Genomic DNA, 15,217 nt, shown 5'->3' on the forward strand with positions numbered 1-15,217 from the left:
GCAGATGAAAAAATAATTAGGACAAAAGTATGAATTGAATGAATCTTTCTTTCTCTATCTTACGTATATATGCTGATAAAAATGAAAAGGGGAAGATGGGACATGTCATTTTTTAAAAAGCTAGCGGCAAGTGCAGGAATTGGTGCGACAAAAGTAGATACCATTTTAGAGAAAAACGCTTATTATCCAGGACAAGAAGTAACGGGAACTGTCCATGTAAAGGGCGGAAAAATTGCTCAGGAAATCCGCCATATCAATGTTAAAATTGAAACACAGTATGTGATTGTAAAAGATGATGAAGAGCGTAGAAAATATGCAAACATCCATTCTGTACGGGTGGCAGATTCTTTTACCATCCAGCCTGGAGAAAAGCATGAATTTCCGTTTTCTTTTATTCTTCCTATCGATACCCCGATGACGATCGGAAAAGTTGAAATTGCAGTGGAGACAGACCTTGATATCCAAGGCGGAATCGATAAATCTGACTATGACCGCATTTTCGTTGAAGCTCACCCTTGGGTGAAAAATGTGCTGGAGGCCACTAGCAATCTTGGCTTCCACCTAAATGAAGCAGACTGTGAGCAAGCACCTTACTTTCAGCGGCGCCTGCCATTCGTCCAAGAATTCGAGTTCATTCCGACATCAGACTACTATCGCTATATGCTTGATGAGTTAGAGCTGATTTTTCTGATAGATGAAGGCGGATTAGACATTGTTTTTGAAGTCGACCGGAGAGCAAGAGGCCTAAGAGGATGGCTCGAAGAGATGTATAATGAAGGAGAACAGCTTGCGCGCTACCGCTTCAGTCCATCAGATCTTGAAAATGTAGAAGTGCTTGAAGGAATGCTAGAAGAAATCATAGACCAATACGCTGAGTAATGATGAAAAAGAGCCTGAATGAAGACAGGCTCTTTTTTCTATGATACAGCTTCTTGTTTTCGAAAGGATGTGGCTTTGGATACAGAGCGATAAATTTTAGGTGCCAGCATCGCAAGTAATATCGTCAATGCGTAGTCTTTTACCATAAACCAGATCATAAAGAACCATGTGGTTTGATAGGAAATCGGTGCATTGAGCCATACATTTAATGCGAGGTATGTATAGGTCGTTCCGATCACATACATCACGGTCGTACCAGCAATGGCTGCAAGCAAAAAGCGGCCAAAACCAGGGTTTTTTCTTTTTTCTAGAATGAATCCGGCAAGCCAGGCAGCAGGGATGTATGATAATACAAAGCCGCCACTTTTGCCTAAAATGACCCCAAAGCCCGCAGAGAACTGGGCGAATACAGGTGCACCAGCAATTCCAACCAAGGCATAGACAATCATAGCTAATGCGCCAAGCCGTCTGCCGAGTAAGAGACCAGCAAGCACACAAAAAAACGGCTGCATCGTAAGTGGAATTCCGCCGACCTGTAAAAATGGCACAATGGATGTGATATTGGCTCCGATAGCCATGAGTGCAGCAAACATTCCCACTAGCACAAAGTCAGCAGTTCTTGTCTTCTTTTGCATGATGTTTCCCCCTGTCTTATCTGTACAAATAGATTAAGGGGAAGAAGGATTTTTGTCAACTTGTTTTTATTTTAGGTTAACAATAAAACCCGCCCATCAATAGGGCGGGTAGCTGATTAAGCTTCGGTCATAAAAGAGGCATCGATGGCTTTGCTGACAGGTACGTAATCATAGCCGAGATCACGAGCGACTGCTTCGTACGTGATATGTCCGTTCATCACATTGACACCTTCTGCGATGGCATTGTTTTCTCTAATAGCTTTTGCAGCGCCTTTATTCGCAATTTGCAGCGCATATGGAACAGTGACATTCGTTAGAGCAACAGTTGATGTCCGCGGAACCGCGCCTGGCATATTAGCGACAGCATAATGTAAAATGCCGTGTTTTTCATAAGTAGGCTGATCATGGGTTGTGATGTGATCAATGGTTTCGACAATGCCGCCTTGATCAATCGCTACATCCACAATGACAGAACCAGGCTTCATTTGTTTCACCATTTCTTCTGTCACAAGCGTCGGTGCTTTGGCACCAGGAATCAGCACCGCACAAATGAGAAGGTCTGCCTCACTGACTGAATCTGCAATGTTGACAGGGTTGGACATTAACGTTTTCATTTGATGGCCAAATTGGTCGTCCAGCTGACGCAGGCGTTCTGCGTTTACATCAATCAGGGTGACATCTGCGCCAAGTCCGATCGCCATTTTCGCTGCGTTTGTTCCAACCACACCGCCCCCAATAATGGTGACCTTTCCTCTTGATACCCCTGGTACACCTGCAAGTAAAATACCCTTTCCGCCTTTTGGCTTTTCTAAAAATTGAGCCCCAATTTGAGCGGCCATTCTGCCTGCTACTTCAGACATTGGTGTGAGAAGAGGGAGTGATTTTCCGTCCGTTACTGTTTCGTAAGCAATGGCTGTAACGCCTTTTTGTTTTAATGCTTCAGCCAAGGAGGGCTCTGCGGCTAGATGCAGGTACGTAAATAAGATGAGTCCTTCTCTGAAATAAGGATATTCCTCAGGTAATGGTTCTTTTACTTTCATGATCATATCAGAAGATGCCCATACATCTTTCGCCTGATCAAGAATCTCTGCACCAACAGATACATAATCGTCATCAGTGAATCCGCTTCCAAAACCAGCGTTTGTTTCAATTAAAATCTGATGTCCAGCTGAAAGCAATTGAGAAGCTGCTCCTGGTGTTAAAGCCACTCGGTTTTCATTGTTCTTAATTTCTTTCGGAATGCCGATGATCATGTTTATTCCTCCTATGCTTATCTATTGATATTGTATGTCTAGTGTATCCGGAAAGTTTAGAAAATTCTTCGGTTGAAATAAAAAATAAAAAAACGCCTCTTTGTGAAATTTCACAAATGGACGTTTTTTAGCTTCATATCAAGGTAGATGGTCATTTTCTCATTCATGTTTTTTAAATCAATTTCTGCGATGTCTGTAATCCGTTTTAATCGATAATTTAAGGTATTGATGTGGATGTTTAATTGCTTTGCGGCAATATTGGCATTGCTGTCACAGTCAATAAACCGCTCAAGGGTTTCGACAAGGTTGGAATGATGCCTCAGGTCGTAATCCTCCAGCTTTGATAAAGAGTAACTGGAGTAAGAAGAGCCCTTTCGCTTCTCAGCAAGCACATCAAGATATTGATAAATGCCTAGTTCAGAAAAGCTGTTTAAACGTTCTGTTTCAACTGGAAAGCGTTCTTTCGTCTTTAATACAGCCAGTGCTTCTTTATAGGAAGGCTGAATTTGAGAGATGTTATCGTAAATTCCTCCAATTGCTGCCTGAACATGCTGAATATGATACCGGTCCGCAAGCTGCTGCAGCATGCCGCTTGTGAATTGCTTAATATCTTGAAGCGGATGTTCTGTTTTTGGTGAGACAAGAATAATGAATTCGTGAAAATCAACAGTCGTTAACAGTACCTGTACTTGCTGTGTTGTTTCAAGCAGATAGGACAGCTTTTTTTCTGTCTCCTCTGTGAGTTCGTCACGAAGACGGAAGATGATGATGGCATATGTGTCTGGACATCTGATGCCAAGCCTTAAAAATAGGTCATGCATCTCATCCTTTTCATGAATATGACCTGTGAGCATCTTCCAGAAAAGCTCCTGATTACGTTCTTCTGTTTTCGTTTTTCGAATTTGTAAATTGAGTAATTTGTTTTTCACGGCATGCGCTGCCATTTTGAGAAGGTCCATTTCTTCTTCTGAAAAAGGCTGTGCGGATTCAATCGCCCAAATAAATCCGAGCACTTCTTTGTCCTTCCAGATCGAAATGGCGACCCTGCTAGATAAACCCACCTCTGCAATTTGAGGGACACGAAGCGGTTCGTCTGTTTTAAGGAGTGTAGGAATGATGCCGTCCTTCCAAAGCCGATTAATGACTTTTTCCGGTACCCGGCGGGAGATAATGGTTGAAGTTCTGGCGGGATCAGTAAAATCATTGTGTGTGCTATATGCCAATAATCGATGATGAGTATCTTCTATAGTAATAGGGCAATTGAGCACATCACTAATTTGGTCTGCCACATCCTCTAAACGATCAAGGCTATACTTAAACGGATCTGTCTTTTTTGTCATAAAAAACCCCTGCTTTTTCGAATATTTCACGTACTTACATTATGAAGAGAATGAGGTACGTAAATCAACAAAAAACTGCCATAAACTTAAAAAAACAAAAAGTGTGAGAAGCAAGCAAATGGATGTTGAAGCACGCTGAAAAAGAAATAGTACAATAATAACATAGTAAAAAATCAATAGGCGGAAAGATCCACCGAAGCAGGTGGATACTTATTATGAATATATGACCAAAAAACTGTTAAATACTAGATAAAAAGCGAAAAAACAGTAATTCTATAGACTCATTTTGTAAAATAAAAACAGATTTGTTTGACTGTGTATCATTTCTGTTTTTATAATAATAACGTCAAAAAATAAGTGGATTAGCCCATTATATGGCGGCTATGCACGGGAGGTAATGAGGAATATGTCAGGAATTATTCGCGTAACCCCAGAAGAACTAAGAGCGACCGCTAAGCAATATGGTGTTGAAAGTCAAGAAGTGTTAAACCAAGTTGATCGTCTAAATAGAATGATCTCTGATTTAAAAGGAATGTGGGAAGGTGCTTCTAGTGAAGCATTTGCTGATCAATACGAACAGCTTAAGCCTTCATTTATCAAAATGTCTGATCTATTAACAGATGTCAGCAATCAGCTTGATCAAACGGCAAATACACTTGAAAGCACTGACCAAGACATCGCAAGCCAAATCCGCGGCTAATCAAAGGGATTTCCTTTCTAAGTGTGAAAAGCAGAAACAGCGCCGAGTCTGTCAATGGATGCCGGCGCTCTTTCTATTTTGTGAGGTGGAAATTTGTGTATATCGATATTACCATCGACTTAAAAAATTATGATGGCAGTGTGTTTGATTTGAGACTATCAAATTATTTACATATTAAACAAGTCATCCATATCGCCTGGCAGGCAAAACAAATCTCACTTCCAAAGCGAGAAGGCGGATGGGTGCGGGTAGTCAATAAGAAAGCTGTGTTTTCAGGCGAATATAAGCTGTCAGACTGTGGAATTACCACAGGAGACAGGCTGGAAATACTATGAAAGGACTTTTGTAAATGGCAGATAAAAAGAGTTCCTATTTAGAAGAACAATTAGAAGCGGTCATGAAAAAAGAGGGAGGCACCTATACCTTTATTTTTCAAAAAGAGACGATTAAACTCTTAGACGGTTTAGAAGCGGCACCGATCAAAGACATCAATCCTTCATTTCAGAAAGAGATTCAATTAACTGAAGATGAGGTCATCATTTCTATACAACCGCCTCCTGCCTATCAGGAATTTCGTTTCATCCATGCAAAGGATGAAAAAAGCAAATGGATTTTTTCATACCAGCTTGTCGATGCAGTTCTTAAACACGACGTGAAGCGGCTGCATCCTATTGTTTCTCCTGAAAACATTGTTTTTCATCAAGGCTTAGCTCCTGCATTTTTGCATTATGGAGTCAAAGAAAGCATCCCGCCATATGAAACCGATGAGCATCGCCTGTTAAAAGAGGTCAAGGCTGTCGTTCTTCGAGTGGTTGACCATGAATATCAATTTCAAGAATATGTGGCTTACAATGAAACGTTGAAATTATCGGAGCTGGCAAAAGAAATTAGTGAAACGAAGTCGCTGGAAGAATTGTCAGCTTTGATTGAGCAAAAGATCAAAGCAATCGATGCGAAAGAAAAAACGCTCTTAACCATTCCTAAAAAGAAATGGAAGATCGAGCGATACATCGGATTAGGTCTGCTTGTCCTGTTAATCCCTGCATTGGTGTACACCATTTACACCTTCTTTTTTGCCATGCCAAAACAAGAAGCGTACGTCGAGGCAAACAAATATTATCTCAACAAACAGTACAGTCAAGTGGTGGATACGTTAGAGAAATATCCAGCCAATAAAATGCCAGTCTCTCTACAATATGAACTGGCCATTTCGTATGTACAAACGAACCAAGGCAGTTTGTTGCTTGATCAGCATAAAAAAGAAATCACAGAAACGTACACATTGCAGACAGATCCGCAATACTTCCTATTCTGGATTCATATTGGACAAGGCAATAGCAAGGAAGCACTTGATATTGCACGGGTGCTTGGAGACGACAGGTACATATTTACGGCACTCGTCGCCTACCGCAATGAAATTCAAAACGATGACAGCCTTTCTGCTGAAGAAAAACAAAAACAGCTAGATCCGATCATTAAGGAAATGGCGAAATATGAAGAAAAAGAAACAACCGAGACAAGCACAAGTGACTCCTCAGACGCAAGCAAAACAGATGAAACAGCTGAACAAAAAGAGCAGTCAAAAGCCGATCAAGAGAAAAAAGAGAAAGAATCTGAAGCGAAAAAGAAAACCTCTCAGACAAAAAAAGATGAGAAAAAATAATTCTTTCGATACAACTGACAGTTGGTGCTGTCCCATGAGGAGGTGGAGCGTTTGAGTCTTCTTTGGGTTTTTTATGAGGAGGATTATCAAACTGTCCGTTTAGATGAGCAGTTCAATCGAGAAGCTCTGATTGGACCTGAAATAGAGCATACGGTGACAATCCCTTCACTTTCGTTTGATGAAGGGGTCATTCGTTTATCTCCTGATGAACCGAATGATGGTTTTACTATTTATCAGGGAGATGAGAAGAAAGGCAAATTACTTCCACATGAACCATATCAGCTTGGTTCACTCACACTTATTTTAATGGATGCACATCACGATCAACATATTTATTACCTAGGAAATAGAGTGGAGCTGTCTTTTTCACGTGAAGAGAAAGATGAGATTGATGTGTGGAAAGAACAAGCTCATTCCATGTTTCAAGATGCCAGCCAGTTCACTTTAGAGAAAATCGAAGGAACATGGTATGCCATGCCTCAGGACGAGATGATTTACGTGAACGGAAAGAAAATCCATGGTCCAGAGAAGATTTATGCAGGAGATGAGCTGTTCTGGAACTTTCTAACGGTGACATTTAAAGATGATGATTTATTACAGGTGACAGCTTACGAACCCTTTCATACACGTTTGGAAAAAACAAGACCGCCAAGTACAGAAACAAAACAAAAATACCCTTCATACAGACGTACACCGCGTTTGATTTATGATTTGCCAGATGACCGGGTATCCTTTAGCTTTCCTTCGCAGGAGAGTGAAAATAACAGCAGAGGGCTTTGGCTTGTTGTCCTTCCGCCGCTTGTGATGCTCCTTGTGATGGGGATTGTTGCCCTTATCCAGCCGCGTGGAATCTTTATTATCGTGTCAATGGCGATGTTTATCATGACGTTAATTACATCGTCCGTTCAATACTTTAAGGAAAAATCACAGCGCAAAAGACGAGAAGAGAAGCGGCAGCGTGTCTATTCTCTTTATTTAGAAAATAAGCGGAAAGAGCTGCAGGAGCTGTATGACCGCCAGCAATATATTTTGACGTATCATTATCCGTCATTTGAAAAAATGAAGTATTTAACATCAGAAATCAGCGGACGCATTTGGGAAAAGACGCTTGTGAGTGACGACTTCTTGCACCTGCGTCTTGGAACAGGCGCAGTCCCATCAAGCTATGAATTATCGATGAGCGGCGGCGATATGGCCAACCGGGATGTTGATGACTTAATGGAACAAACGCAGCACATGCAAAAAGTATATCGTGAAGTGAAGAATGTCCCGATTACATTCGGTCTTGCGGATGGTCCAACAGGATTAATAGGGAAGCCTGCGATTGTGAAAAATGAGCTTCATCAGCTAGTTGGACAGCTTGCTTTCTCGCACAGCTATCACGATTTGAGATTTGCCTTTATCTTTCATGAGCAGGAGTATGAGAATTGGGAATGGATGAAATGGCTTCCACACTTCCAGCTGCCTCATACATATGGCAAAGGGTTTATTTACAACGAACAAACACGCGATCAGCTGTTGTCCTCTATTTATGAAATTTTACGTGAGCGTGATTTAGAAGAAGAAAAAGAGAAGAAAATCTTTACGCCTCATTTTGTGTTCATCGTGACAAATCATGAGCTCATTGCCGAGCATGTGATTTTAGAATACCTAGAAGGCAGCCGGACAGATCTTGGTATCTCCATCATCTTTGCAGCAGAAACAAAGGAAAGCTTAGCTGAAAATATTTCGACGCTTGTCCGTTATATTAACGAAGAAGAAGGAGATATTCTCATTCAGCACAAGAAGGCAGTACGAATTCCGTTTCAGCTTGATACACATCAGCGCGGGGACAATGAACTGTTTGCCAGAACACTGAGAACATTAGATCATCAAGTCGGTATGACCAATTCGATTCCTGAGACGGTCTCATTCCTTGATCTTTTCCATGCCAAACAGGTAGATGACATTGGCATTCGTGAAAAATGGCTGACTTCAGAAACGGCCAAATCATTATCAGTGCCAATTGGTTATAAAGGGAAAAACGACATTGTCGATCTGAACCTGCATGAAAAAGCGCACGGCCCGCACGGACTGTTGGCGGGAACAACGGGATCAGGGAAAAGTGAATTTTTACAGACGTATATTTTATCGCTCGCTGTACATTTTCACCCGCATGAAGTTGCTTTTCTGTTGATTGACTATAAAGGCGGCGGAATGGCGCAGCCGTTTCGAAATATTCCTCATTTACTTGGAACGATCACCAATATTGAAGGCAGCAAGAACTTTAGTGAAAGAGCGCTTGCCTCAATTAAAAGTGAATTGAAGAAAAGACAGCGGCTGTTTGATCAGTATCATGTGAATCACATCAATGATTATACGAAGCTTTACAAGGAGAAAAAGGCTGAGCAGGCAATGCCTCACTTGTTCTTAATCTCTGATGAGTTTGCTGAATTAAAAAGTGAAGAGCCAGACTTTATTAGGGAGCTTGTCAGCGCTGCACGTATTGGCCGAAGCCTTGGGGTCCATCTCATTTTGGCTACTCAAAAGCCAGGCGGGGTCATTGATGATCAGATTTGGAGTAACTCCCGTTTTAAGGTCGCACTAAAAGTACAAGATGCGTCAGACAGTAAGGAAATTTTGAAAAATAGTGATGCAGCGTCCATTACCGTCACAGGCCGCGGTTATTTACAAGTGGGCAACAATGAAATTTATGAATTGTTCCAATCGGCTTGGAGCGGTGCACCATATATGGAAGATGGCTACGGCTCAGAAGATGACATTGCCATTGTGACAGATACTGGTCTTATTCCGTTATCAGGAGTAAGCACAGAGCCAGCAGTGAAAAAAGAGACAGTGACGGAGATTTCCGCTGTTGTGGATGAAATTGAACGTATGCAGCAAGAGCTTGGAATCGAGAAGCTGCCAAGTCCATGGCTTCCACCGCTTGAGGAACGTATTCCAAAAACACGTTATGCGTCGAGTGAAGAGCATGTCTTCCATTTTGCGCTTGTCGATGAACCAGATCAGCAAAGCCAGCATCCACTTTCTTATCAAATGATGGAAGATGGGAACATTGGCATCTTCGGTTCCTCCGGCTACGGCAAATCACTTGCTGCTACAACACTGTTGATGAGCTTTGCGGAGAGGTATTCACCTGAAGAATGGCACGCATATATTTATGATTTCGGAAACGGAACATTGCTTCCGTTAGCCAAACTGCCGCATACGGCGGATTATTTCTTAATGGATCAGATGAGAAAGATTCAAAAATCAATGAAGCGTCTGCGGGAAGAGGTTGAATATCGCAAGCGGTTATTTAGACAGCAAGAAATGAGTCATATCAAAATGTACAACGCCTTAAATGAGAAAAAGCTTCCGTTCATTTTTATCGTGATTGACAACTTTGACATTGTGAAAGACGAAATGCATGATCTCGAATCTGAATTTATTCAGCTGAGCCGTGATGGACAATCACTAGGTATATACTTCTTGATTACAGCAACCCGGGTAAATGCAGTGCGTCAATCGCTGATGAACAATCTGAAAACAAAGATTGTCCATTACTTAATGGATCAAGGAGAGGCGTACTCGATTATTGGCAGACCGAAATTCAGCTTAGAGCCGATCCCAGGACGAGTCATTATTAACAAAGAAGAGCTTTATTTTGCGCAAATGTTCCTGCCAGTTGAAGGAGAGAACGATCTCGAATTGTTTGAGCATCTGAAACAAGAGATACAGCTTCTTCATGACCGCTTTGAAGCCGCTGAAAAACCAAAGCCTGTGCCAATGCTTCCTGATAAGCTGACAGTTTGGGAGCTTGAGAGTCGTTTAGATGGACAAAAACCGCCTTATGACATTCCAGTCGGATTAGATGAGGAATCTGTGGCACCTGTTTATTTTGACTTGAAAAAGAATAAACATTGCCTCATTATCGGTCAAACGCAGCGAGGGAAAACAAATGTGACAAAACTGATGCTTGATCAGCTTTTAGTGGCAAAGCCTGAAAAGCTGGCTGTCTTTGATTCAATTGATCGAGGTCTATCCCATTATGCAAAAGAAGAGAACATTGATTACCTTGAAACAAAGGATGATATCACCGAATGGGCAGAAGAAATGGACCGCATATTCAAGATGCGGGAAGAAATGTACGTCGAAGCTGTGCGCCGAGGGGAGACCGATCAGCTGTCATTTCCTCAAATTGTGCTTGTGATTGATGGCATTACGCGTTTTCAGCAGACGATCGATCCGCGTCTTCAAGATCAATTAGCTGATTTCATGAAGTCATATGCACACTTAGGCTTCAGCCTGATTGCATCAGGGAATCATACCGAGTTCAGTAAGGGCTATGATGCACTCACAAACGAAATCAAACAAGTTCGTCATGCTATGTTACTCATGAAAAAATCAGAGCAAAACATCATACCGCTTCCGTATGCAAGACAAGAACCAGAGATTCAGCCAGGCTTCGGGTATTTGGTTGAAAACGGAAAAGAGAAGAAAATCCAGGTTCCTTTATGTGCGGTAGAAAGGAAGAGTGTTCAATGACAGAGCAGCAAAAAAGCTCCATCAAAATCGTATCCACCATGATATTGATTCTTGTGCTGCCGGTTTTATTTTTCCACCTGATTGGAGATGACCCGGCAAAACAGAAGAAGAATGCCACACGAAATATTGCAGTGGTCAATGAGGATATGGGAGCGAGCGAAAGTGAAAACACGGCTCGTTTCGGACAGGATGTTGTGGCAGCATTGTCAGAACGTCCTGATTATACATGGACTGTAGTGAATCGCAGTGCGGCGGAAAATGGACTGAAAAACAGAAAGTATGACGCTGTCCTCTATATTCCGTCTGATTTCTCTAAAAATGTGCTGAGCTATGATAAAGACCATCCTGAAAAGGCGTCCATTCAATTTTCAATTCAAGATCAGCTCAATGCAGTCAATAAAGAGAAAGTGCAGAGAGAGCTGGAAAATGCGCAAAAGAAAATGAATGAACAGATGTCGACGCTATACTGGAGTTTTGTATCACAGGAAATTGGCAATGTGAGAGAAGAATTTGAGCATATTGTCGGCAAAGAAGTCGAATTCCAAAACACGATGTACAACTTCTATAAGCCGAACTCAAACAAACTATCAGATGCCGTCCAGCAGCAGAAGAAACAAATAGAAGAATTAAAAAATGCGATGGCCGATTCACAGAAACAATATAAAGACGGCTTGAGTACAACAGAAGAAGCAAAGAACCAGTTAAAGGACTTTGTGAAAGCAGTCGATCAATACCAGCAGTATCAAGACAAACAAAAGGATCTCTTGATCAAAGCGCAATCAGCAAGCCAAAAGCAAATCCAGCAAGGGCTCAAACAGCTCGCTGACATTCAAAACCAAAATGCCCGCAGCTTTAGTGATCAAATGAGCGGACTCAAAACAGACATCAACGGGGTACAAAGTCAGCTAAAAACAACTGACAGCGCCATCCAATCTGTTCAAAAGTCGAGAGAAGACGTTATTCCTGATCAATCAAAGGGATTAGCTAAACTTGTGCAGGGCTCTCAGGAAGAACTAATTAAAACCTATGAAAAGCGGTACTTGGACTATTATAAAAATAAGATTATCGTCTTGCAGAATAAGTTAGTCACAAAAAGGCAAGAGTTAATAAACGCACCTAAGCCGCCAGAAGACGATAATGATGACGATTCATCAGATCAAGATAATGAAAACCCAGAAGAGATTGGGATTAACCTAGATGAAGAAACAAATGAGCTCTCACAAATTTCAACAGAAATGAACGATCTTGCAGATCAATTAGCAGATCAGGAGACACCGCCTGCTATTGAAGGTGATAAAGATGGGGAAACTGATGAAAATCCTGCTCAGCCAGATACCGGCAGCACGAATTCATCGAAGGATGATCTAAAAGCACTCGCTACTCGTCTAGATGAAGTGAAAAAGAAAATTCAAGAAAAAGCGGCCGCTCATAATGAGGAATTGAAAGATAAAGTGAGTCAGATAAATGAAGAGATTAAAGACCTTTCTGACAAAATAGATAAACTTGAAAAGAAGTTTCTACAGTTACAAGATCGATATAATGTGATTCCAAATGAAATCAAAAATCAGGAATCCTCTATTTTAAGCAAAGTAAAAGAGCTGAAACAAGAAAACTCACCTATTGCAAATGTCTTTAACATTAAGATATTTGATCAAGAGTTTGAAACAAATACAAGAAACACTAAGAAATTAATGGAGTATTCCAATCAACTCTCCCATCTAGAAATGATGCTTAGTGATTTATACGAACCAACAAATAACTCTTCTCTATATGATGCAAAAGAAGAGAATATCCAATCCATCCTCTCCATCAAAAAAGAAGAAACAGAAAACTGGGATAAGCTCAAAAACCAGATGCTGACATCAAACGATGATGTGTCTACTTTTATTGATGAGATGCAGAAGTTTTCAGATGGTTATGCGGAGTACATTACGACTCAGCAGGCAAGCATGGAACAGGAATTACAAACAATCTCTGAAAGTGCGGACAATGTAGCTGAGCAAATGGCTGATCAAGGGGATGCGGTGTATACGGCTGATCTTGCAGGCAGTTCAATTGTTGTCAGTGCACAGGATTCAATTGGTCAGGAAGTGCTTCGTCTTTCTGAAAATATGAGTTCGTTAACCGACCGCCAAAAAGGGGTGGCGGATTATACGAATAACATTGAAGAGAGTGTCACAACAGTTCAAGAAAAAGCAGATACGCTGAATGAAAACTGGAGCAAGAATGTCGACTCTACAAAGCTTGTTCAGCAAGATTTAAAGGGTATTTTAGGAAATACATTAAGTGATCAAGGCAACAGCAACTATGTGTATAACCATTTAGCCAATCCGCTGAAAATCAGCGGCGATGTGCCGGAAGAAAAAACGCAGACTGTACCGCCGGTCGTCATTTTGGTCATTGTGATGATCAGCAGTTTGTTAATTGGCTTTTTCAGCTCGTATTATGCGTCAGCTCCGATGCTGGTCAAAGGTGCACTGTTTGGCATCTTGAATCTATTAGTCGGGCTCATGATCAGCTTGTTTGGACTGAACATTTACAAGCTTGCAGATGATCAAGCCATTCAATGGTCGATCTTCACCATTTTGTTATTAGTGGCGTGCTCTGCCTTTATTCGCACGGCCTTCCTATTCGGTTCTATTGCCGGGTGGATGGCAGCAACAGCGCTGATTTTCTTCTTTGTCGCACCGTTAATTGATTTGGTGATGCCGAATTTCCACTTTACCAATCCAGTGACAGACTTGTACCTGTCGATCCAATATGGAAATGGAGACACCTTTGGAATGGGCGTCACAGGGTTAGTGATTTTAACTGTTCTTTTCATGGTCGTACCGCTTGTGAAAAAGCTATGGAAAGATAAAACAGAGGAACGTGATGTGACTCATGAAGCTTAATCTATTCGTGAAAGGGACGGCACTCGTTGCCGTTTCCCTTTTTCTCCTCATCCCTGCTGCTTTCGCTGCTGGTGAAGATACGGATACGAATGTCAAGCCGAATGAATATCAGGAAAAGGAACTCAATATTAACTCGAGTATATTGAGGGATCAAACGAAATACGAACAAAGCAAAACGACATCAAAAATCAAAACAGACATTCATTTTGCTAAACCGCCTAAAGCCCCGGGGGGATCTCTTTCTCCGCAGCTATTTAGTGATCTAAAGGAGAACCCGCCCAAAACTCCAGCTCGTATGATGAAAGAAATGAATATCTCTTTTAGTGATTCGGCTGTATCAGCACCTTCTGAGGATGAACATGAGAAGCAGACATCGGCACTGCTTCCGATGATCTTTGGTTTCTTGATAGCCCTTGGTCTCGTTGTGATGATCATCCTGATTCCAAAGGTGAATGTGAAGGCTGAAAAGTAATAGTCTGTCTCTTTTAAAAGAGGCAGGCTTTTCTTTATGCAGATTGCTTGATGTCATACCGTTTCACTACGTAAAATAGTGATATCAAGGGAGGAGATTGTCATTCGAATTTCAATCGTTACAGGCGGATCAAAAGGTTTTGGCCTAGCACTTGTGAACAGGCTGCTTTCACGCGGGGATCATGTGTACACAGCAGCAAGAAGTGCATCGCCGATATCCCATCCGAAGCTCACACATACCCAGGTTGATCTGACCGATGAAGAAGCAGCGGCCAAATGGCTTCAACATAGTCTTACGCCGCAAACTCTGGCAGATGCTGATGACATCTTACTTGTCAACAATGCAGGAATGGTCACACCTATCAAGCGCGTTGGACAAGGCGGACAGGATACACTTCATCAGCATTACAAGCTGAATCTTGTCATTCCTGTTTTGCTGAGCCATGTGTTTGCCAAGCAGACTCAATCATTTAACGGAAAGAAAACGATCGTTCATCTCTCTTCTGGAGCGGCGAAAAACCCATACAAAGGCTGGAGTGCGTATTGCAGTTCAAAGGCAGGACTCGATATGTTTATGAGGACTTTTCATGAGGAACAACAGGACGAGGCGCATCCGATCAACACGTTTTCCTTTTCACCCGGCACGATCGATACAGATATGCAGGGGGAAATTCGGAAATCATCAAAACAAGACTTTGAACAAATAGACCGTTTTCAGCAATTATATGAAACAGGCACACTGAAGAGTCCAGATGAAGTCGCAGGTATTTTGCTCGATCTTTTAGCGGGTGATTCAGCTGGCGGATGTGTCTACGATGCACGTGAGTATGGGAAAAAGCAGTCATAGCGACTGCT

At 41.7% G+C, this 15,217-nt stretch carries 11 protein-coding genes; 8 read left to right on the top strand and 3 right to left on the bottom strand.

Features of this window, described 5'->3' with window-relative positions; genetic code table 11:
- The first annotated feature begins 102 nt into the window (after window positions 1-102).
- Window positions 103-879 (top strand): sporulation protein, encoded by a 777-nt coding sequence (locus ASE42_RS04710; RefSeq protein WP_056765883.1) that lies wholly within the window; start codon window positions 103-105, stop codon window positions 877-879.
- A 38-nt stretch (window positions 880-917) separates the two neighbouring features.
- Here the strand turns inward: ASE42_RS04710 and ASE42_RS04715 are convergent, their stop codons facing one another.
- From ASE42_RS04715 to ASE42_RS04725, 3 genes are all read right to left on the bottom strand, one after another.
- The gene (locus tag ASE42_RS04715) at window positions 918-1,514 is read right to left on the bottom strand and encodes a biotin transporter BioY (RefSeq protein WP_034282595.1); all 597 of its coding nucleotides are present in this window, start codon (window positions 1,512-1,514) and stop codon (window positions 918-920) included.
- Window positions 1,515-1,630: 116 nt separating this feature from the next.
- Entirely contained in the window at window positions 1,631-2,767 is a 1,137-nt protein-coding gene (gene ald / locus ASE42_RS04720) for an alanine dehydrogenase (RefSeq protein ID WP_024423342.1), read from the bottom strand.
- 110 nt (window positions 2,768-2,877) lie between these two features.
- Complete coding sequence (locus ASE42_RS04725) at window positions 2,878-4,107, bottom strand: PucR family transcriptional regulator (RefSeq protein WP_056765885.1); 1,230 nt, start codon at window positions 4,105-4,107, stop codon at window positions 2,878-2,880.
- 406 nt (window positions 4,108-4,513) lie between these two features.
- Between ASE42_RS04725 and ASE42_RS04730 the strand changes: the two genes are divergently transcribed.
- The 7 genes from ASE42_RS04730 to ASE42_RS04760 all read left to right on the top strand — a co-directional run bounded on the left by ASE42_RS04730 (window position 4,514) and on the right by ASE42_RS04760 (window position 15,209).
- Window positions 4,514-4,807, top strand: a complete 294-nt coding sequence (locus tag ASE42_RS04730) for a WXG100 family type VII secretion target (protein ID WP_003213769.1) — start codon at window positions 4,514-4,516, stop codon at window positions 4,805-4,807.
- A gap of 95 nt (window positions 4,808-4,902) precedes the next feature.
- On the top strand, window positions 4,903-5,142 hold the full coding sequence (locus ASE42_RS04735) for an EsaB/YukD family protein (RefSeq protein WP_003213579.1): 240 nt from the start codon (window positions 4,903-4,905) through the stop codon (window positions 5,140-5,142).
- 14 nt (window positions 5,143-5,156) lie between these two features.
- A complete protein-coding gene (gene essB / locus ASE42_RS04740; RefSeq protein ID WP_056765886.1) occupies window positions 5,157-6,470 on the top strand; it encodes a type VII secretion protein EssB in 1,314 nt (437 codons plus the stop codon).
- A gap of 51 nt (window positions 6,471-6,521) precedes the next feature.
- Window positions 6,522-10,997 (top strand): type VII secretion protein EssC, encoded by a 4,476-nt coding sequence (gene essC, locus ASE42_RS04745; protein ID WP_056765888.1) that lies wholly within the window; start codon window positions 6,522-6,524, stop codon window positions 10,995-10,997.
- Window positions 10,994-13,891, top strand: a complete 2,898-nt coding sequence (esaA, locus tag ASE42_RS04750; RefSeq protein WP_056765891.1) for a type VII secretion protein EsaA — start codon at window positions 10,994-10,996, stop codon at window positions 13,889-13,891. The genes essC and esaA overlap by 4 nt, the downstream gene beginning before the upstream one ends.
- On the top strand, window positions 13,881-14,363 hold the full coding sequence (gene essA / locus ASE42_RS04755) for a type VII secretion protein EssA (protein ID WP_041107636.1): 483 nt from the start codon (window positions 13,881-13,883) through the stop codon (window positions 14,361-14,363). Before esaA ends, essA begins: the two co-directional genes overlap by 11 nt.
- A gap of 102 nt (window positions 14,364-14,465) precedes the next feature.
- The gene (locus ASE42_RS04760) at window positions 14,466-15,209 is read left to right on the top strand and encodes a (S)-benzoin forming benzil reductase (RefSeq protein ID WP_056766852.1); all 744 of its coding nucleotides are present in this window, start codon (window positions 14,466-14,468) and stop codon (window positions 15,207-15,209) included.
- Window positions 15,210-15,217: the final 8 nt, after the last annotated feature.

This window comes from Bacillus sp. Root920 (genome assembly GCF_001429445.1).
Lineage (GTDB): Bacteria > Bacillota > Bacilli > Bacillales > Bacillaceae > Bacillus > Bacillus safensis.

Excerpts from the sequence above, each read along its gene's own strand:
- ASE42_RS04710 (WP_056765883.1), top strand. The coding sequence starts at position 103 with ATGTCATTTTTTAAAAAGCTAGCGGCAAGTGCAGGAATTGGTGCGACA.
- ASE42_RS04715 (WP_034282595.1), bottom strand. The coding sequence starts at position 1,514 with ATGCAAAAGAAGACAAGAACTGCTGACTTTGTGCTAGTGGGAATGTTT.
- ald (WP_024423342.1), bottom strand. The coding sequence starts at position 2,767 with ATGATCATCGGCATTCCGAAAGAAATTAAGAACAATGAAAACCGAGTG.
- ASE42_RS04725 (WP_056765885.1), bottom strand. The coding sequence starts at position 4,107 with ATGACAAAAAAGACAGATCCGTTTAAGTATAGCCTTGATCGTTTAGAG.
- ASE42_RS04730 (WP_003213769.1), top strand. The coding sequence starts at position 4,514 with ATGTCAGGAATTATTCGCGTAACCCCAGAAGAACTAAGAGCGACCGCT.
- essB (WP_056765886.1), top strand. The coding sequence starts at position 5,157 with ATGGCAGATAAAAAGAGTTCCTATTTAGAAGAACAATTAGAAGCGGTC.
- esaA (WP_056765891.1), top strand. The coding sequence starts at position 10,994 with ATGACAGAGCAGCAAAAAAGCTCCATCAAAATCGTATCCACCATGATA.
- essA (WP_041107636.1), top strand. The coding sequence starts at position 13,881 with ATGAAGCTTAATCTATTCGTGAAAGGGACGGCACTCGTTGCCGTTTCC.